This window comes from Streptomyces sp. HM190, assembly GCF_009857135.1.
GTDB lineage: Bacteria > Actinomycetota > Actinomycetes > Streptomycetales > Streptomycetaceae > Streptomyces > Streptomyces heilongjiangensis.
Map to the genome: position 1 here is coordinate 5,075,077 of NZ_CP047318.1, position 19,159 is coordinate 5,094,235.

Annotated in this window: 18 protein-coding genes and 1 pseudogene; 13 read left to right on the top strand and 6 right to left on the bottom strand. The window is 71.1% G+C overall.

The genetic code is table 11. From position 1 onward, the window contains the following. Window positions 1-25: 25 nt before the first annotated feature. Window positions 26-1,357 carry a chloride channel protein gene (locus GSY65_RS21620; protein ID WP_159771365.1) on the top strand — a complete coding sequence of 444 codons (1,332 nt, stop codon included), beginning with the start codon at window positions 26-28 and terminating at the stop codon, window positions 1,355-1,357. 202 nt (window positions 1,358-1,559) lie between these two features. Here the strand turns inward: GSY65_RS21620 and GSY65_RS21625 are convergent, their stop codons facing one another. The 3 genes from GSY65_RS21625 to GSY65_RS21635 form a co-directional block, all read right to left on the bottom strand. Beyond that, window positions 1,560-2,189 carry a hypothetical protein gene (locus GSY65_RS21625; RefSeq protein ID WP_159771368.1) on the bottom strand — a complete coding sequence of 210 codons (630 nt, stop codon included), beginning with the start codon at window positions 2,187-2,189 and terminating at the stop codon, window positions 1,560-1,562. Window positions 2,190-2,366: 177 nt separating this feature from the next. Next, on the bottom strand, window positions 2,367-3,560 hold the full coding sequence (locus tag GSY65_RS21630) for a PP2C family protein-serine/threonine phosphatase (protein ID WP_159771370.1): 1,194 nt from the start codon (window positions 3,558-3,560) through the stop codon (window positions 2,367-2,369). Window positions 3,561-3,694: 134 nt separating this feature from the next. Then, on the bottom strand, window positions 3,695-4,207 hold the full coding sequence (locus GSY65_RS21635) for a DUF5994 family protein (protein ID WP_236579956.1): 513 nt from the start codon (window positions 4,205-4,207) through the stop codon (window positions 3,695-3,697). A 439-nt stretch (window positions 4,208-4,646) separates the two neighbouring features. Between GSY65_RS21635 and GSY65_RS33365 the strand changes: the two genes are divergently transcribed. Both GSY65_RS33365 and GSY65_RS33935 read left to right on the top strand, forming a co-directional pair. Next, window positions 4,647-4,817, top strand: coding sequence for a hypothetical protein (locus GSY65_RS33365; RefSeq protein ID WP_201452619.1), 171 nt, complete (start codon window positions 4,647-4,649; stop codon window positions 4,815-4,817). Window positions 4,818-4,838: 21 nt separating this feature from the next. Further along, window positions 4,839-5,039, top strand: a pseudogene (locus tag GSY65_RS33935) (site-specific integrase); the annotation flags it as partial. Window positions 5,040-5,106: 67 nt separating this feature from the next. Here the strand turns inward: GSY65_RS33935 and GSY65_RS21650 are convergent. Then, complete coding sequence (locus GSY65_RS21650) at window positions 5,107-5,544, bottom strand: hypothetical protein (RefSeq protein WP_003974483.1); 438 nt, start codon at window positions 5,542-5,544, stop codon at window positions 5,107-5,109. 1,636 nt (window positions 5,545-7,180) lie between these two features. On the opposite strand from GSY65_RS21650, the gene hemL reads away from it, so the two are divergent. The 7 genes from hemL (at window position 7,181) to ccsB (ending at window position 15,276) form a co-directional block, all read left to right on the top strand. Next, window positions 7,181-8,500 carry a glutamate-1-semialdehyde 2,1-aminomutase gene (gene hemL, locus GSY65_RS21655; RefSeq protein ID WP_159771373.1) on the top strand — a complete coding sequence of 440 codons (1,320 nt, stop codon included), beginning with the start codon at window positions 7,181-7,183 and terminating at the stop codon, window positions 8,498-8,500. Next, window positions 8,497-9,171 (top strand): histidine phosphatase family protein, encoded by a 675-nt coding sequence (locus GSY65_RS21660; RefSeq protein WP_159771376.1) that lies wholly within the window; start codon window positions 8,497-8,499, stop codon window positions 9,169-9,171. The genes hemL and GSY65_RS21660 overlap by 4 nt, the downstream gene beginning before the upstream one ends. Before the next feature lie 529 nt (window positions 9,172-9,700). Then, a complete protein-coding gene (locus tag GSY65_RS21665; RefSeq protein ID WP_201452620.1) occupies window positions 9,701-10,975 on the top strand; it encodes a hypothetical protein in 1,275 nt (424 codons plus the stop codon). Between the two features lie 76 nt (window positions 10,976-11,051). Beyond that, entirely contained in the window at window positions 11,052-11,654 is a 603-nt protein-coding gene (locus GSY65_RS21670; RefSeq protein WP_201452621.1) for a TlpA family protein disulfide reductase, read from the top strand. A gap of 1 nt (window position 11,655) precedes the next feature. After that, window positions 11,656-12,453, top strand: a complete 798-nt coding sequence (locus GSY65_RS21675) for a cytochrome c biogenesis CcdA family protein (protein ID WP_201452622.1) — start codon at window positions 11,656-11,658, stop codon at window positions 12,451-12,453. A 4-nt stretch (window positions 12,454-12,457) separates the two neighbouring features. Next, entirely contained in the window at window positions 12,458-14,191 is a 1,734-nt protein-coding gene (gene resB, locus GSY65_RS21680) for a cytochrome c biogenesis protein ResB (protein ID WP_159771379.1), read from the top strand. Next, window positions 14,188-15,276 carry a c-type cytochrome biogenesis protein CcsB gene (gene ccsB / locus GSY65_RS21685; protein ID WP_159771382.1) on the top strand — a complete coding sequence of 363 codons (1,089 nt, stop codon included), beginning with the start codon at window positions 14,188-14,190 and terminating at the stop codon, window positions 15,274-15,276. The genes resB and ccsB overlap by 4 nt, the downstream gene beginning before the upstream one ends. Window positions 15,277-15,336: 60 nt before the next feature. Here ccsB and GSY65_RS21690 read toward each other — a convergent pair whose 3' ends face one another. Further along, a complete protein-coding gene (locus GSY65_RS21690; RefSeq protein ID WP_159771385.1) occupies window positions 15,337-16,023 on the bottom strand; it encodes a Crp/Fnr family transcriptional regulator in 687 nt (228 codons plus the stop codon). Window positions 16,024-16,143: 120 nt separating this feature from the next. Here GSY65_RS21690 and GSY65_RS21695 point away from each other — a divergent pair, with 120 nt between their 5' ends. From GSY65_RS21695 to GSY65_RS21705, 3 genes are all read left to right on the top strand, one after another. After that, the gene (locus tag GSY65_RS21695; RefSeq protein WP_159771387.1) at window positions 16,144-16,821 is read left to right on the top strand and encodes a hypothetical protein; all 678 of its coding nucleotides are present in this window, start codon (window positions 16,144-16,146) and stop codon (window positions 16,819-16,821) included. Between the two features lie 70 nt (window positions 16,822-16,891). Further along, complete coding sequence (locus tag GSY65_RS21700) at window positions 16,892-17,626, top strand: adenylate/guanylate cyclase (protein WP_159771389.1); 735 nt, start codon at window positions 16,892-16,894, stop codon at window positions 17,624-17,626. Between the two features lie 83 nt (window positions 17,627-17,709). Next, window positions 17,710-18,090 carry a molybdenum ABC transporter substrate-binding protein gene (locus GSY65_RS21705; RefSeq protein ID WP_159771392.1) on the top strand — a complete coding sequence of 127 codons (381 nt, stop codon included), beginning with the start codon at window positions 17,710-17,712 and terminating at the stop codon, window positions 18,088-18,090. 136 nt (window positions 18,091-18,226) lie between these two features. Here the strand turns inward: GSY65_RS21705 and GSY65_RS34335 are convergent, their stop codons facing one another. Beyond that, on the bottom strand, window positions 18,227-19,156 hold the full coding sequence (locus GSY65_RS34335; protein WP_159771395.1) for a hypothetical protein: 930 nt from the start codon (window positions 19,154-19,156) through the stop codon (window positions 18,227-18,229). Window positions 19,157-19,159: the final 3 nt, after the last annotated feature.

The following is a 19,159-nucleotide window of genomic DNA, read 5'->3' on the forward strand; positions in this document are numbered from 1 at the left end:
TCCGCGTTCGCGAGGAGGCAATGCGATGCCGGTCGCCGAAGCCGGATCCGGGGCCGCGTCGCCCCTGGACCCGCAGACTCTTCTCCGGAGCCGCGAGTACCTGGTGCTCCTGGCGCTGGCCGCGCTGATCGGAGCGCCGGTGTCGGCGGCGGCGTTCGGCTTCCTGGCGCTGGTCGGCGAGGTCCAGCCACTGATCTACACGGATCTGCCCGAGGCGCTGGGTTTCGAGGGAACCCCCGTGTGGTGGCCGTTGCCGCTGCTCGCCGTCGGGGGACTGCTCGCGGGACTGGCGATCCAGTACCTGCCGGGACAGGGCGGCCACGAACCGACGGCCGGGTTCAAGACCACCCGCGTGCCCACCCCCATCGAGCTGCCCGGCGTCTTCCTCGCTGCCCTGGCGACGCTCTGCTTCGCCGCGGTCCTCGGGCCCGAGGCCCCTCTGCTGGCGCTCGGCGCGGGACTCGCCGCCGGCGCCGTGCGCATGGTCAAACGCGACCCCCCGGAGCAGGTGAGCGCGGTGTTGGGCGCGGCGGGCAGTTTCGCGGCCGTCAGCTCCCTCCTGGGATCCCCCCTGCTCGGAGCGTTCCTGCTGATGGAGGCGTCCGGGCTGGGTGGGGCGATGATGACGCTGGTGCTGGTGCCCGGCTTGTTGGCATCGGGTATCGGCGCGCTCATCTTCGTCGGACTGGGAAACTGGTCCGGGCTGGGCACCTACTCCCTGGCACTGCACGACGTCCCCAAGGCCTCGCCCCCGACAGCGGCGGAGTTCGGCTGGGCTCTGGTCATCGGTCTGTCGGTCGCCTTCGCGGGCGTGGGGATCCGCCGGCTCGCCGTCCTGCTGAGGACGCACGTCGAGCGGCGACGGGTGCCGGCCACGGTGCTCATGGGCCTGGTCGTGGCGGGCCTGGCGATCGCCTACGCCGAGAGCACCGGGAAACCAGCGACCGACGTGCTGTACTCCGGGCAGACGGCGTTGGATCCACTCCTCAGGCACAACGACGCGTATACGGTGGGAGCGTTGTTGCTGCTGGTGTTGTGCAAGGGGCTGGCCTACTCCGTGTCGCTCAGCAGTTTCAGGGGAGGCCCGATCTTCCCCGCGATGTTCGTGGGAGCTGCGGTCGGCATCCTGCTCTCGCACCTGCCGGGGCTGAGCCTGGTCGCGGGCTTCGCGATGGGGATCGGAGCGATGAGCGCGGCGATGCTGCGACTTCCGCTGGTCTCCGTCCTGCTCGCGACCCTGCTGATCGGGGCGGAGGGGCTCACCGTCATGCCGCTGGTGATCGTCGCGGTCGTGGTCTCGTACGTCGCGACGGCCTGGCTCACCCCTCCTCCTGCCCCTGAACCGGCCCGACCGTAGCCGGTCCGCCGGCCAGGCCACGAGCACCCGTGAACCGACGACGCCATCACGGAAGCCGAGACGAACGACGAGGACGACCGGCCCGGCAACCGGGGGCACGTCAGCGCCCCCGGTGGAACCGGCGCGTAGTCACCGCCCGTTCGCCCGCCCGCCTCTCGGCCCATGACGAGGGCTGGGCCAGAACCCCACCCGAAACCCCGGCTCACGGCCACACCAGGCAGTACGGCTGATGCCCCGCCTCATGCAGCCGATGGCTGAAGTCCTGCCACTCGTGCAGCGAGTGGGGGTGGTGGACGCTGACCTGGGGTTTCTCAGTGAAGCGTGTGTTGACCTGCGGGAACTTGTCCCGCTGGTTCTCACGGTCGACACCGTTTGCGCGCAGCCACTCCATGAGGACCGCAACGTTGTGGGGCGCCGCTGCGGCGGGAAGCTCGCCGCGGTTGCTTGTGAAGGCGTCCGGTGCGAGCCTGTCGGCGCAGGCCGAGCAGAAGCAGAGCGGAGCTTCAGCGCCACCGTAACGCTCGGCGATCGTCTCACCGAGGAAGAAGGCCATCAGGTCGGGGAAGAGGACGTGCGGTGACTGGACGGGGATGCTCGTGTTGGTCTGCGCTTTCCCGCCCGGGGCGATGATGTGCCGGCAGCGGCTGCCGGCGCCGAAGGCTGTGAAGGCGGCACCGAAGGCCGGCGCACCGAACGCGGCGAGGTCCGTATGTAGCAGGGCAGTTCCGGGGACTTCCTCGATGACCTGCTTGAGATGGCCTACGGCCTTGACATAACGCGCCAGGGGGTCCATCCGTCCGCCCAGCATGACGGCCTTCGGCCCCTTCGCCATCCGCAGGTAGGCGATGAGCTGGCGGGTCGATTCCTCGTCGATGCGGGATGGGCGGCAATGCCGCTGCGGACGCCAGGCCGTTCATCCGGGCCCGTGAGAGCGCCACATGGGCGTGCACGCGTCGCAGTGCGGATGCAGTCAGAGCTGCCTTCAATTACGGTGTCGGGGGGCGGGAGGTCAGCCGCGCCATTCCACCATGAGCAGGGTTGCGTCATCGCTGGTCTGTCCGCCCCGTGCCTGCTTGAGCGTGTGGGACAGGGAGCGCGTCACCGCCCGGATGCCGCGGCCGGTCCTCTCCAGCTGGTTCACGCAGTCGATCAGCTGGCCCTCCCCGAACTCCTCACCACCTCTCTTGTGCTCCTCGACCACTCCGTCGGTGAAGCAGAGGACTCGGTCCCCGGGCACCAGCCCCAGCTCGCTGATCCGGGGCTCCGAACCACCGAGGCCGACGGGGAGGGTCGTCGGGGCGGCCAGACGCTGTGCGACGCGGTGGTCGCGGACGAGGATCGGCGGCGGGTGTCCGGCGTTGACCCACTGCACCCGTCCCGTCGTTGTGTCCAGCTGCATCATCTGCGCGGTGACGAAGTGCTCGGGACCGAATTGCCTGGCCACGGCGCGGTCCATGAACGCGTAGGTCTCCGACAGTCCGATGCCGGCGCGGCGGGCGTGGCGGTAGGCGCCGATGGCCACGGTGGCCATCGTGGCCGCGTCCAGTCCGTGGCCCATCGCGTCGATCATGGCCACGTGGAGGACGTCGTGGTTGAGCGCGTAGTCGAAGCTGTCGCCGCCCACGTCGTAGGCGGGTTCCAGGATCCCGGCCACGGCGACCCGGGGCATGATCATCGCGAGCGGTGGCAGCAGTGACCACTGGATCTCCGCTGCGACGCTCATCGCCTCACCGCGTCGGACGTCGAAGAACAGGTCGGAGTAGCCGTGCTTGGTCACCAGAAGGTCGGCCACCAACCCGGAGATCCTGAGCAGCAGGCGGCGGTCGTCGTCATCGACGCTGTCCAGCGTCACCGCCATGACCCCTACCTGGTCACCGCCGTCCAGCAGGGGCAGGTGGATCCGGAAGCCGTCCTCCTCGGGCACCTCCACGGGGACCGCGTCCAGGAAGCAGCGACCCGCGTCGGAGTCGTCGATGACCTGCGGTTCCCCGCCGGCGAGGCCCTCACCGGGCAGCGGTACGAGCAGCAGCTGGCCGTAGTCCTGCAACAGCACCTGCGGACGGCGGCCACCGAGCCGCTCCACGACGTCGGCGACCAGGGGACCGATGAGATGGGGCGGCAGTTCGTGCGCGCTGTCGAGGACCGTTCCCAGGAGAGCTTCCCCGAAGCTTTCGGACCGGTCCGTACGCTGTACTGCCGTCATCCCCTCACCAGCCGCGGTCACACTTCGTGTGGGGGCGGGCCAGGATGACGAAGGGTCTGTCGGTGCCATGGCTCCATCACGGGGTCGTGGACGCCCGGCCTGCCGGTCACACGGAGTCGGCCGGGTCGGGCTGCTCATCTCGGTCCGGCTCCGCCTTCCGACTCCCAGGCGTCCTGTCCGTCGAGGTCGCTCTCGGCGAGTGCCAGCAGGCGCGGAGCCGACAGTGGGTTCCCGGGGTCGGCGGCGGCGGTCAGCAGCCGGGTGGCTACTCCGGCCGGCTCATCCGGAGGGATCACCAGCAGTTCCCAGCGTCCCACGGTGCCGCAGTCCACGGTGATGGCATGCGCCTCGGCGGCGGAATCGGTCAGGACCACCTCGATCACGTGGCCGGGCGCGATCACCTCCTGCGGGGCATCGGGCCAGACGGCGGTCCCCACCGTCACGCGGGTGACGGTGCCGCTGCTCGGATCCAGGGAACCGACCAGCGCGGGCAATTCGAGTTCGAGTGCGTCGCAGCGTGGCCACCATGCGCCGTCCAGCGGGCCGTGGCTGACGTCCGGCGTGAGGCGCAGCCGGGGCATGGGCATCCGGTAGGAGTGTCCGTAACCTCGCGCGGTACCTTCGGCGGGCTTTGTGAGGGCGTTCATCGTGCGATCCTGTTCCGGGCGCTGCCTTCCGGCTGCCCGTGTCAGTCACTCGCCGGGAACGGCGCCGCCGTGGTCGTGCGCCCGGAAAGTTCTCGGTACCTGCCACGCTACTCCCAGCCGTGGCGGGTGGCGTGGTGCGCAGCCATCGCGCCGAGAAGCAGGCAGCCATCGTGCGGAGGTACCTCGGTACGGCGGATGACGGGTCACGTGACCGCCCCGGCCGGTACGACCGCACGCTCATCGCTCCTCTGCCATGTCATCGGCGTGCCGAGGGCTGCCCTCCGGGGGACAGAGTCAACACGCATGGGGCGACGGAGCCAGGCAGCCCGACGAGCTCCCCTATGTTCTGCCGGCCCCAGGACGAGAAGGCGGCTTGTCGTGCCTGTTCGGCAGGGGGCGGCAGGGTGATCCCGAGGGAGGAGTGCAGGTCTGTGAGCAGATGCTGTTGCAGGCAGCGGGCGATGTCGCGGTGCTGAACGTGCGGGTGGGCCTCTTCTCCTTCATCGAGATCGAGACCTTCTACGACCGCCGCCTGCGAGAGCACCGGACCCTCGGCTACCTCACCCCGACCGAGACCAGGCAGCGGCATCAGCACGCCCTCGCGGCATAACGATCACGTGCACGGGAAACTTCGGACCCGGGCTTCACGCTCCGGACGTACACGCACCTGCTGCCGTCCAGCGAGACCTGCACCCGCAAGGCGATCGACGACGCCTTCACGGAAACGGAAGCCGAGGCGGAAGCGGAAGACGACGGCGGCCCGGCCGCAACCCAGGGCACATCAGCGCCCCCAGCGAAACCAATGTGCCCTCAATGTGCCCTGGCCGCCTGACGGCCCCTCTCCGGCGCCCAAAAGGGCGAGGCCCGAAGACCCCGCCCGATCCGCAAGAAACCCCAGCTCAGGGCCACACAAGGCAATAAGGCTGATGCCCCGCCTCATGCAGCCGATGGCTGAAGTCCTGCCACTCGTGCAGCAGTTGGTACACGTTGAACGCGTCGCGCGGGCCGCCGCGGTCCGGGACCGTGGACCAGATGAAGGCCGCCGCGCCGACCGCTTCCTCGCCGATGCCGCGCAGCGGGTCCACGACGGTCATCGGCAGCTTCACGACCGCGTAGTCGGGGTGCAGGACGACCAGCTCCAGGGGCGGGACCTTGTGCAGGGGGACGCCCTCGATGCCGGTCAGCACCATCGCGGCCATCGTCTCCGGCTTGATCTTGGTGAACATGCCGTTCATGCCCAGCTCGTCGCCGCCGAGTTCCTCGGGGCGCATCGAGATCGGGACACGGGCCGCGGTCGCGCCGTCGGGCGCGCCGAAGTACTTGTACGTCACCCCCACCCGACCACCATTCCTGCTCCCGGCCGTGTGGAGCCGGTTGACCACCTGGTCGAGGCGGTCGGTACGGCGCCTGCGCGCCGCACGGCTCTCACGGCCGACGGCGTCAGGCCGGTCCGTCTGGCCCGTCTGATCCATTCCGTCACCACTGACACGATCCACATGCTCGGCGCGATCCATACGGTCCATACCCTCCATACGGCTGCGCCGCCCGATCCGCTCAGGGCCGCCGCCCTGGATCGGGTCGGCACCGCCGCGCCCGAGTCGGTCGGAGGCGTTCTCCGGCCGGTCAGGACCGGTCTCGGTGCGGTCGGAAACACCCTCGAAGTGGTCGGAACCGTTGTGTGCGGCGCGGCGGCGGCGCGGGAAGCGTGAACTCTCCTGCTGCGGGTCGTCCGCTCCGTCCCGCCCGGGCACGCCGAGGGACCCGTCGGCCGGGTTCGCGTCGCTGTCCTGGGTCCCGTACGTGCCGTGCGCACCCTGCGGACCGTACACGCCCCGCGGGCCCCGTGGAGGATACGGGGGCTGTGACCCCGGCGACCCCGTGGGCGACGACGGCGCGGCAGGCGACTGGGGGGACCGGGACGAGTAAGGGAAGCCGGGGGACTGGGAGGAGCCGGGGGACTGGGAGGACCGGGGTGAGTGCGGGATGCCGTCGAGCGGGGGCTGCGACGGGGGGCCCGACGGCGGCTGCGCGCCGCCCGACGCCGACGGGGCGCCGGACGCGGGCTGCGCGCCCGGTGATCCCTGCGCCCCCTGCCCGCCGAGCAACCGGGAGCCGAGCGCCCCGAGGGAACCGAGGGGACCCAGACCGCGCAGGGGGCCGGTGGGGCCTGTGGGGCCCGTGGTACCTGCGGCGCCTGTGGGGCCTATGGGGCCCGCGGTTCCGTTGTCCGCGGATTCGGCGCCCGTGGCTCCGCCCCGAGCCCTCAGGCCGCGCCCACCCCCGTGGCCGCCGGGGCCACTCGGGTCGCTCGGGCCGTCCTGTGTGCCGGGGCCGGTCACACCGCCGCGGCCGGACGACGGCGTACCCGCGCCGACCGGACCGGTCCCGCCGGTCGGGCCGGCGGTCGTGCCAGGCGTGTCCGTCGAGCCGAGCGGGCCGGCCGCACCTGCCCCACCGGCCGGCGTGCTCGACCCGGTCGAACCGCTCGATCCACCCGGCCCAGCCGATCCGTTCGATCCAGCGGGGCGGCCCGTTCCGCCCGCTCCGCCGGGGCGCAGTCCGCTCAGCCTGCTCAGCGCGCCCAGTCCGCTCGGTCCACCGCCGGCGCTCGGGCCGCCTGATCCGGCCGGTCCGGCCGGTCCGCCCGCGCTGCTCCCGCCCGACGCGGTGCCGGACGGGCCGGACGCGGTCGCCGATCCGGACGTGCCGGACCCGCTTCGTTCCTGTCGTGAGGTCTCCGCAGTCTCCTCCGCGTCGCGCCGGTGCCTTCCCCGCCGGGCACGACGAGGACCGAGGTCACCGGTCCCGTCGCCCAGTCCGCCACCGCGATGCATATCTCCACCCGAACGCATTTCTGGGCCACGTGATCCCCGCCGCGCAACCCGATCATCGTGTCAGTGACCTCCCCCGCGACCGCCCGCCGAAACGTGCGCGCAAACACCAGTCGGCGGGATCTTCGGAGCCTCTGACACCATGGCCTGTGTGAGCTATCCGTACGAAGCCCCAGTTTCGCAGACTCTTTTCGAGCGCGCGGCGGCCGTCACGCCCGGCGGCGTGAACTCTCCCGTGCGCGCCTTCCGCGCCGTGGGCGGTACGCCCCGGTTCATGGTGTCCGGTACCGGTCCCTACCTGACCGACGCCGACGGCCGCGAGTACGTCGATCTCGTGTGCTCGTGGGGACCGATGATCCTCGGTCACTCCCGTCCCGAGGTCGTCGCCGCCGTTCAGGAGGCCGTCTCGCGCGGCACGTCCTTCGGTACCCCCGGCGAGGGCGAGGTCGCGCTCGCCGAGGAGATGGTCGACCGCGTCGGGCCGCTGGAGCAGGTGCGGCTGGTCTCCAGCGGGACCGAGGCCACCATGTCCGCGATCCGGCTCGCCCGCGGCTTCACCGGCCGGACCAAGGTGGTCAAGTTCGCCGGCTGCTACCACGGCCACGTCGACTCGCTGCTCGCCGCCGCCGGGTCGGGTCTCGCCACGTTCGCGCTGCCGGACACCCCCGGCGTCACCGGCGCCCAGGCCGGCGACACCATCGTCCTCCCCTACAACGACCTCGACGCCGTGCGCGCCGCCTTCGCCGCCCACCCCGGCGAGATCGCGTGCGTGATCACCGAGGCGTCCCCGGGGAACATGGGCGTCGTGCCGCCGCTGCCCGGCTTCAACCAGGGACTCAAGGACGTCTGTGCCGAGAACGGGGCCCTGTACGTCTCCGACGAGGTCATGACCGGCTTCCGCACCAGCAGGGCCGGCTGGTTCGGGATCGACGGCGTCGTCCCCGACCTGATGACCTTCGGCAAGGTCATGGGCGGCGGTTTCCCCGCGGCGGCCTTCGGTGGCCGGGCCGACGTGATGGCGTACCTCGCGCCCGCCGGGCCCGTCTACCAGGCGGGCACGCTCTCCGGGAACCCCGTCGCCACGGCCGCCGGGCTCGCGCAGCTGCGGCTGCTCGACGACGCGGCGTACGACGTCGTGGACGCGGTGTCCCTCCAGATCCAAGGGCTCGTCACGGAGGCGCTCACCAAGGAGGGGGTCGCGCACACGCTGCAGAACGCCTCCAACATGTTCTCCGTGTTCTTCACGGACAGCCCGGTACGGAACTACGAGGACGCCAGGACACAGGAGTCCTTCCGGTTCAACGCCTTCTTCCACTCGATGCTGTCGCAGGGCGTCTATCTGCCGCCGTCGTCGTTCGAGTCGTGGTTCGTGTCCACCGCACACGACGAGCAGGCGGTCCAGAGAATCGCCGACGCCCTCCCGGCGGCGGCGCGAGCGGCAGCGGAGGCCACGGCAGCATGAGTGACATCACCGTCGTCCACCTGATGCGGCACGGCGAGGTCGCCAACCCGGACGGGATCCTCTACGGGCGGCTCGCCGGGTACCACCTCTCCGACCTCGGGCGCCGGATGGCCGAACGGGTCGCCGAGCACCTCGCCACCCGTGACGTCACCCACGTCGGGGCGTCGCCGCTGGAGCGGGCCCAGGAGACGGCCACGCCGATCGCGAAGGCGCACGGCCTCGACCTCGCGACCGACGCACGGCTCATCGAGGCGGACAACGTCTTCCAGGGCAAGACCTTCGGGGTCGGCGACGGGGCGCTGAAGCGGCCGGAGAACTGGAAGCACCTGGTGAACCCGTTCAGGCCGTCGTGGGGTGAGCCGTACGTCGACCAGGTCGTCCGGATGATGGGGGCGCTGGACGCGGCGAAGGACGCGGCGCGCGGTCACGAGGCCGTGCTCGTCTCGCACCAGCTGCCGATCTGGATCGTCCGGTCGTACGTCGAGCGGCGGCGGCTGTGGCACGATCCGCGGCGGCGGCAGTGCACGCTCGCGTCCCTGACGACGTTCACGTACCAGGGGGACAAGATCGTGTCGGTGGGGTACAGCGAGCCGGCGCGGGATCTGGTGCCGCCGCATCTGCTGGCGGGGGCCAAGCCGGTGAAGGGGAAGGACAAGGCCTTCGGAGCGTGAGCGCTCCGCTGGGGGCGGGGGGCCGGGGTGGGTGGGTGACTGAGGTTCGTGGGTGACTGCGGGGCCGTCGCGGCTGGTCGCGCAGTTCCCCGCGCCCCTGAGAAGCGTGCGGTTGCCCGTGGCGGGGACGGACCCATCGCCCTGTGTGCGCCCCTGAGAAGCGTGCGGTTGCCCTGAGGCGGTCGCGGACCCCGTCGTCCTGCGCGCCCCTGACGAGCGTGCGGTGCCCGTGGCGGTGACGGAACCCACCCCCTCGCGTCCTCCTTCGTGCTCCTTGGTCTTGATCGACAGGAACCCTTCGGTCCGTACGTCTGTCCTATGAGGCGTGCTCTGTTGTTCGGGGGCGCTGCCTACGTCCGTGCCCCCGGCGTGCGCTTCGGTGTGCGGCGTACGAAGGGCGCATACAACCGTTTTCGGTCAAAGGCTCTGCAATATGTGCCAGATCGCCGGAACCCCGGCGATTCCCCTGACCTCTCAAACGGTGTGCTTCACGCCGAGAGGGGCGTGACCGGAACATGGGGGGGACGTCATGCGCCACATCTCGCGCAGGGGAGTGCTGGGGCTCGGGGCGGGTGCCGCCGCCGGGCTGGGGCTGACCGGCTGCGGCACGGGGCTCGGGGGCGGGCCCCACGGGGCCGGCGGTTCCGGGGGGTCCGGGGGCGGCGGCAAGGGCAAGGGGAAGCCCGAGAAGAAGGTGACGCCGATCGGGGACGGTTCCACCGCCCGTACCGGCAGGCAGCCGAACCAGCCGGAGAAGCCGCGCGCGTTGGAGCCGGGCGAGGCCCCGCCGCAGTTCGTGGTGTTCTCCTGGGACGGCGCCGGCGACGTCGGGAACGGCCTCTTCGAGCGGTTCCTCAAGGCGGGCCGGGACCACGGCGCCCACATGACGTTCTTCCTCTCCGGGATCTACCTCCTACCCGAGTCGAAGAAGCGCAGGTACCTCCCGCCGAACAACGCCCCGGGCGCCTCCGACATCGGCTACCTCACCGACGCGCACATCAAGTCGACGCTGGGGCACCTGCGGACGGCGTGGCTCGACGGCCACGAGATAGGCACCCACTTCAACGGCCACTTCTGCGGCGACGGCTTCGGCTCGGTCGCCCGGTGGACGCCCAAGCAGTGGCGCAGCGAGATAGAGCAGGCCAAGTCGTTCGTGACGGAGTGGAAGACGAACAGCGGCTGGACCGACCTGGACCCGCTGCCCTTCGACTACGAGAAGGAACTGGTCGGCGGGCGCACCCCGTGTCTGCTCGGCCAGCAGAACCTGCTGCCCGCCGCGCGTGAGCTGGGCTGGCGCTACGACTCCTCCTCGCCCGGCGGCCTCCAGGTCTGGCCGCGGAAGAAGCAGGGAGTCTGGGACCTGCCGCTGCAGTCCGTGCCGTTCCCGGGCCGCAGCTTCGAGGTCCTGTCGATGGACTACAACATCATGTACAACCAGTCCCAGAACTCCACCCAGGCCCCGCCCGCCAACCACCCCGCCTACCGCACCCAGGCCACCGGCGCCTACGTGGCCGGATTCCAGCGGGCGTTCGAGACGAACCGGGCGCCGCTGTTCATAGGGAACCACTTCGAGGAGTGGAACGGCGGGGTCTACATGGATGCCGTCGAGGGCGCCCTCAAGCACATCGCGCGGGCCAAGGAGAAGGCCGCGGACGGCGAGATCCGGATCGTCTCCTTCCGGCAGTTCGTCGACTGGATGGACGCGCAGCGGCCGGAGGTCCTCGCCAAGCTCCGGACCCTCGGGGTCGGGCAGGAGCCGGCCGGGGGCTGGAAGGACTTCCTGAAGGCCGGTTCGACCGCCTGACCTCGGTGGACACGCGGCCGGGCGGCCTGCTCGACCCCGCCGCAGGTCGACGAAACGGGCATGCGAAACTTTTCACATGAGTGTCCGTACGAGCCGCAGTCGTGCCGCTTTGCTCTCCGCCGGGGCCACGGCCCTGGCGCTGGTGCTGTCCGCCTGTTCGGGCGGGGGCATCGAGGGTGGTGGCGGCGGCACCGGCTTCGTGGCCGGCTCCGACGGCATCGCGACGGTGAAGAAGGGGCAGCGGGACACCGCGCCCAAGCTCGCCGGCCGGACCATCGACGGGGGCGAACTCGATGTGGCCGCGGCCTACAAGGGCAAGATCGTCGTCCTGAACGTCTGGGGCTCCTGGTGCCCGCCGTGCCGCGCCGAGGCGCCCAACTTCGTCGAGGTCTCCAAGGACCTCGCCGGTCAGGGCGTGCAGTTCGTCGGCATCAACACCCGCGACACCAGCACCCGCCCCGCGCAGGCCTTCGAGGAAGAGTTCAAGGTCACCTACCCGAGCCTGTACGACCCCACGGGCAAGCTGCTGCTCCGGTTCGAGAAGGGCACGCTCAACCCGCAGCTGATCCCCTCGACGATCGTCGTCGACCGGGAGGGCAAGCTCGCGGCGCGGGCGCAGACGCCCCTCACCGAGGAGTTGCTGCGCAAGATGATCAAGCCTGTCCTGGCGGAGAAGTGACGTGCCGGGAACGACGACCGCGACCGTGCTGAACACCGCCGTCACCACCAGCGCCGCCGGCCTCACCGAGACCGTCTCCAGCGGGGCCCTGCTGCTCGCGCTGCCGGTCGCCCTGCTCGGCGGTCTCGTCTCCTTCTTCTCGCCCTGTGTCCTGCCCCTGGTCCCCGGCTATCTGTCGTACGTCACCGGCGTCGGCGGCACCGACCTCGCGGACGCCCGCAAGGGGCGGATGGCGGCCGGGGCCGGGCTGTTCGTGCTCGGGTTCACCGCGGTGTTCGTCTCCAGCGGTGCCCTGTTCGGGTACTTCGGCACGACGCTGCTGGAGCACCAGCAGGTGCTGACCAAGGTGCTCGGCGGACTCATGATCTTCATGGGTCTCTTCTTCATGGGGCTGATGCCCTGGCTCACCCAGCGCGAGTTCCGCTTCCACACCAAGCCGGCCACCGGCCTCGTGGGCGCCCCCGTCCTCGGTGCGCTGTTCGGCATAGGTTGGGTGCCCTGCATCGGCCCGACCCTCGCCGCCGTGAACGTCCTCGCGATGCAGGAGGGCAGCGCCGTGCGCGGCGCGCTGCTGATGGTGGCGTACTGTCTGGGGCTGGGCCTGCCCTTCGTGCTCGCCGCGGTGGCCTTCCGCAAGGCCCTCGGCGCGTTCGCCTGGGTCAAGCGGCACTACGCGTGGGTGCTGCGCATCGGCGGCGGCATGATGATCACCATCGGAGTGCTCATGCTGACCGGCGCCTGGGACCGCATCGTTCAGGAGATGCAGGTCTGGTCCACCGGCTTCACCCCTGGGATCTGAGCCAATGACGACGACCGACTCCGGCAAGCGCGACGACAGCGACCTCGACGTCGTCGGCTCGCGGCTGTCCACCGCCCCGCAGGAGGACACCCTCAACGTGCCCCAGCTGGGGGTGATCGGCTGGGCCCGCTGGTTCTGGCGGCAGCTGACCTCCATGCGGGTCGCGCTGCTGCTGCTGTTCCTGCTGTCGCTCGCGGCGATCCCCGGCTCGCTGATCCCGCAGAGCGGACAGGACGAGACCCGCGTCGCCGACTTCATGGACCGGCACGACACCCTGGGGCCGCTCTACGAGAAGCTCGGGCTGTTCCACGTGTACAGCTCGGTGTGGTTCTCCGCGATCTACATCCTGCTGTTCATCTCGCTCATCGGCTGCATCGTGCCCCGCACCTGGCAGTTCGTCGGCCAGCTCCGCGGTCGCCCGCCGGGCGCGCCGAAGCGGCTGACGCGCATGCCCGCGTACGCGACCTGGCGCACGGAGGCCACCCCGGAACAGGTCCGCGAGGTCGCGCTGAAGGCCCTGAAGCGGCGCCGGTTCCGGGCGCACGTGGCCGGGGACGCGGTCGCCGCCGAGAAGGGCTACCTCCGGGAGGCCGGCAACCTGGCCTTCCACCTGGCGCTGATCGTGATGCTCGTCGCCTTCGCCTGGGGCCAGCTCTACAAGTCCGAGGGCAACAAGCTGATCGTCGAGGGCGACGGCTTCGCCAACACGCTCACGCAGTACGACGACTTCAAGTCCGGCAACCTCTTCACCGCCGACGACCTCAACCCGTTCAGCTTCGACCTCAAGAACTTCCGCGCCACCTACGAGGCCACCGGGCCGAACCGGGGCACCCCGCGGGTGTTCGAGGCGACCGTCGACTACGCCGTCGGCGCGGACGGCGCGGAGAAGACCACGCGGATCGAGGTCAACAAGCCGCTGGAGATCGACGACTCCAAGGTCTACCTCGTCAGCCACGGCTACGCGCCCGTCATCACCATCAAGGACGGCCGGGGCAAGGTCGTCTACGAGGACGCGGTGCCGCTGCTGCCGCTGGACGCCAACGTCACCTCCACCGGCGCGATCAAGGTGATGGACGGCTACCGCGACGGCAAGGGCAAGTGGGACCAGCTCGGTATCCAGGCGTTCTTCCTCCCGACGTACGGCGGCAAGGACTCGGCGGTCGTCTCGCAGTTCCCCGCGCTGCTGAACCCGCGGCTGAACCTGACGCCGTACCACGGTGACCTGAGGGTCAACGCGGGCCTCCCGCAGAGCGTGTACCAGCTCGACAAGTCGAAGCTGAAGGCGTTCCGCGACGACAAGGGCGCGCAGGTGCGGGAGAACCTGGAGATCGGCGAGTCCATGACCCTGCCGAACGGGGCGGGCACCATCACGTTCAACGGGGTCAAGGAGTGGGCCGGCTTCCAGGTGACCCAGCAGCCCGGCAGCGGCTGGGCCCTCGCGGGCGCCATCGCCGCGATCCTCGGTCTCGCCGGGTCCCTCTTCATCCAGCGCCGCCGGGTGTGGGTCCGCGCGGTCGCCGGGCCCGACGGGGTGACCGTGGTCGAGATGGCGGGCCTCGGCCGCAGCGAGTCCGCGAAGGTGCCGGAGGAGTTGGGCGCCCTGGCCGGGGTGATCCACGACGAGGCCCCCACCGCCACCGACCACGACCCCGATCCGGACCGGGACCCGGAAACGGACCCCGACTCCGACTCCGACTCCGAACCCCCAGTCGTCACTGCCGAAGGGGCTGAGAAGTGACTCTCGCCGCCGCGACCAACGAGAATCTCGCGAACATCAGCAACACGCTGATCTACTCCGCGATGGCCGTGTACACGCTGGCCTTCTTCGCGTACATCGCCGAATGGCTGTTCGGCAGCCGCAGCAAGGTGGGCCGGACGGCCGCCGCGCTCACCGCCCAGGACGGCGCGGCGAAGAAGCCGGCCGCGCCCGCCGTGACCGTGAAGTCGGCCGGGGGCACCTCCGTGCTGGAGCGGCCCAAGGTGGTCGTGCGGGCCGCCGCGGGCGCGCGGGACGTGCCGGACGGGCCGGGCGCCCACGGCGGCGACGAGCAGGGCGACCTGTACGGCCGTATCGCCGTGTCCCTCACGGTGCTGGCGTGGGCCGTCGAGGCCGCCGGTGTGCTCGCGCGGGCCCTGTCGGTGCAGCGGGCGCCGTGGGGCAACATGTACGAGTTCAACATCACCTTCTCCACCGTGGCCGTCGGGGTGTACCTCGTGCTGCTCGCGCTGAAGAAGAACGTGCGCTGGCTGGGCCTGCCGCTGATCACCACGGTCCTCCTCGACCTCGGTCTCGCCGTCACCGTCCTGTACACCGCCAGCGACCAGTTGGTGCCCGCCCTCCACTCGTACTGGCTGTACATCCACGTCTCCACCGCGATCTTCTGCGGCGCCGTGTTCTACGTGGGCGCGGTCGGCACGATCCTGTACCTGTTCAAGGACTCGTACGAGAGCAAGGTGGCGAGCGGCGGCCGTCCGGGCCGGTTCGCGACCTCCGTCATGGAGCGGCTGCCCGCCTCGGCGTCCCTCGACAAGTTCTCTTACCGCGTCAACGCCGCCGTCTTCCCGCTGTGGACGTTCACGATCATCGCGGGCGCCATCTGGGCGGGCGACGCGTGGGGCCGCTACTGGGGCTGGGACCCCAAGGAGACCTGGTCGTTCATCACCTGGGTCGCCTACGCCTGCTACCTGCACGCCCGCGCCACCGCCGGCTGGAAGGGCCGCAAGGCCGCGTACATCGCGCTCGTCGCCTTCGCCTGCTGGCTGTTCAACTACTACGGCGTCAACATCTTCGTCAGCGGCAAGCACTCCTACGCGGGCGTCTGACCCGCGCCGGGCGCGACGGGGAGAACCGCCACGGCCGACCGGGCCCCGGCCCGGTCGGCCTCAGTCGTCCGGCGGAGCGAACGCGTGGCGCCGCAGGCCGTCCAGATCGGTGATCACGATGCGGCGCCTCGCCCGTGAGGGGCAGATCAGGCCCAGGTCCCGGAGCCGGGTGATCGCCCGGCCCGCCGCGTCCCGGCCCATGCCGGTCCAGTCGCCGAGGTCCTGCCGCGACACGTCCCGGATCTCCGTACCCTGCTCCTCGGTCGTCCCCTCCGCCTCCGCGAGACGCAGCAGCAGCCGGGCCAACCGGACCTGGGGCGGGGCCGAGGTGAGGGCGATCTGCTGGTGATCCGACTCCTTCAGGCGGGTGTTGGCCGACCTGAGGAGCTTCCGCATGATGTCGCGGTGGCGGGTGAGCAGGCCCTCGAACACCTCACGTGAGTACCAGCGGACGTACGTCTTCGTCAGCGCCCGCACGGTCGCGTTCCGTCGGCCGCCGTCCAGCAGGGCCATCTCGCCGATGAGGTCGCCGTCCCGGCGGGTGGCCAGATACGTCGTACGGCCGGCCTCGCCCTGCCAGAGGACCCGGCAGCGACCCGTGATGATCAGCGCGGCCCTGTCCGCCTCCTCGTCCTGCCGTAAGAGCTGGTCACCCGGTAAGTACGGCTCCTTCGGCACCCGGCCCGCCGTCTGCAACGCCTCGCGTTCGCGAGCGTCGAGGGTGCTCCAGAACGTCTCGTGTTCCACGGCCGAAGTCTGCCCAGTCCCCCCGAACTTGTCAGCTCTTATGCGGTAGTTGCCGCAATCCGACCCGCTTCCTGCTGCTCTGATGTGGACGTTGAGCACATGAGTAGACAGGTGTGACAAATGTCAGGACAGCAGGACCCTCCGGGCGACGACGAACGCCGGAGTCAGGAGCCGCACGGCAACAGCCTTCACGCGGGCGGCGACATCGTGAACAGCGGGATCATGAGCGGTCGCGACACCCACATCGACAACAGTGTCGCCATCAAGGTCAGGAAGTGGGCCGTGGCGAACCCCTTGCTGTCCGTCGGGGTGTGCGCGGTGCTCGTCGGCACGATCGGCGTCGGCACCGCGGTGCTCACGCCCGATGACCCCGAGGTCGACCTCTCGGTCGTCAACCAGCGAGGTCTCGGTGGTGCCCGCGACACCCTGGAGCAGATTCGTGTCGCCGAGCGCGTCGCGGACACCGAGGCATGGTGCCGGCTCGCGCAGCCCGGTGACGGGGCCTGCGCCACGACGATGTCCGCCGCCCTGGGCGCCAAGTCCTCGTCCTACCGCGAACAGGTGGACGACGTCGGACTCGGCGAGCCGGAGAAGACCGACGGGGGAGCGCGCATACAGCTCCGCTGGGAGGACAGGGACCAGGGTTACGTCAGCCTCGTGTGGACCGGAGGCCGCTGGCAGCTCGCCTCCAGCGACTACGGGCTGTTCAAGCTCTGCGGTGCCGGGGTCTTCCTCTCCCTGGTGGACGCGCAGAACCAGGAGGCGAAGTGCGGCCCGTTCAAGCTTCCCGCCTCCTGATCCGCCGAGACGTCCGCCGTCCCGGCACCCGCACCCCGTCACCCGCACCCGCACGAGAGACCGAGGCACCATGTCCGCCCACCCCGAGCACTCCCAGCTCCTCCTCGCCGACATCAAGGGTTTCAGCACCCTCAGCGACCGCGAGCAGCTGCGCAGCCGCCAGGATCTGTACGACGAACTGCGCGCGGCGTTCTCCGAGGAACTGTGGCGTCTGTGCGCGCACGAGGACCGCGGCGACGCCGTCCTCGTGGTGATGCGTCACGCCGTGTTCACCCATGCCCTCTTCACCGAGGTCATGCCCAGGCTGGAGCGTGGGCTGGGGGAGCGCCGGCGCACCGATCCGCTGCTGCGGCTGCGGATGGCCGTGCACGCCGGGTCCGTGCACACCGACGGCCACGGCTTCGCGGGCAACGCCGTCAACCACGTCTTCCGGCTCTGCGAGGGCGAGGTGCTGCGGCAGGCGCTCGACGAGGCCCGTTCCGACACCGCGCTGCTGGTGTCGGACGTCGTCCGCGACTCCTCCGTGCGCGCCGGTCTGCCGGGCGTGGACCCGACGACGTTCCATGCCGTGCCCGTCCGGGTGAAGGAGACCCGGGCCCGAGCGTGGCTCCACGTGGCCGGGGACAACGCGTGCGCCCGCCGGGTGGCGGAGGCGGCCGCGGCGCGGAACGACGACGCCGAGTCGCCGCACGGGGTGTCCCTGCGCGCGGCGGGCGACCTCCGCCTCGACGGATCGGTGATCAGCGGCCGGGACACCCACATGACCGCGCCGCCGCGCTCACCTTGGTGGCGCGGCGGGCGGTGAGCGAGCCGGGGCCGGACCGGACGACGACCGAGAACGAGGACCTGGGACGAGGACGAAAGGGAACGACGAGTGAGGACGACCGCATGAGGTACTACCCGACAGCACGCGTCCGGCGCACGGCCCTGTGCGTCGCTGCGGCCGGGCTGCTCGCGCTGACCGCCACCTCCTGCGCGACGGGACCGACGTCCCGCAAGGAGGTGTGCGACAAGTACGACGCCCTGGGCGAGCGGCTCACGGGAATCAGCGGAGTGATCGGCGATCCGGTGTTCTGGGCCGCCGGGGAACTCTCCGACGTCGCCGAGCGGTACGAGGGGCCCGAGGACCTTTCGGCGGACGCGGAGCGGCTCGACGACATCTCGGACGCCGACGAGACGGACACGAACGAACTCTCCAACTCCACCCAGAGCATCGCCGCTCTGTGCGGCCACCCCCTGGGACTCGGCCAGACCTTTCCGAGCGGTTGACGTTCACGCCGCGACCGCGCGGTCAGAAGGCCGGTCACCTGTGCGCGGGTCCAGGGAACCGGCCTTCGGTATGGAGAACGGGGGCGCGGGAACCGTCGCGTACCCGCACGAGCGGAACCCGCGCCCCGTGGTGCCGCTACGGCAGTGACACCAGCAGCGCCCGCGACGACGGCGCCCGCCCCGGCACCCAGTCGCTCGTCCGTGTCGCGTGCCGCAGCGCCGGGTGGTCCCGCCCCCGCAACCCCGCGTAGAACACGGCCCGGTCGGCTATCCCGGCCGCCCGGTCCCGCAGCACCGACTCCATCACCCGCAGCCCCGCCGCCTCCTGCACGTTGTCTATGAGGATCACCGGCCGCCCGCCCCCGGCCCCCGCGTCCCCCAGGTCCGCGAGCAACGCCCGTACGAGATGCCGCTCGGCGTGGGCGCGCGCGTCCCCGCCCGCCCGGAAGTGCCGGGCCAGCAGGACCAGCCCCAGCTTCGGGCTGCCGGCCGCGCACGGGTAGTCCCGGTACCAGACCGCGCCCCTGCGCAGCCGCCGGTACGACGGCGACATCCCCTCCGTGAACGCCTCCAGCGCCGCCTCGACGATCGCCTCCACCACCGGCCCCGTCCCCGTCCCCGACGCCGACGTCGACACGGACGACACGAGCCGCGCGACCACCTTGCCCGTCCACCGGCCCGCCGGTCTCCCCGGCGGACCGCCCGTGCCGCTCAGCAGCAGCGCCCGCTCGGCCTCCTCCCGCAGCCGGCCCGCCTCCCGGTCACTCCATCCACCGGCCGCGACGGCGAGCAGACCGCACGCCAGCCGGGGGAACGCGACGCGCCCCGTCCCGGCCACCGGCGCGGCGAGCTGCTCCGCGATCGTCGACAGCGCCTCGTAGACGGGCGACCACGACTCGGCCGGGCGGCCCGGCGGCGGCCGCTCGAACCGTGTCTCCTCGCCGTCCATCAACGCGACGGGGCTACGGCCCTCGTACGCGTCCCGCAGCTCCCGCAGCGCCGTGCTCTTGCCCGGACCCCGGGCATCCGCCAGCACCACGAACGGCTCATCCTTCGCGTGCGTCATAGC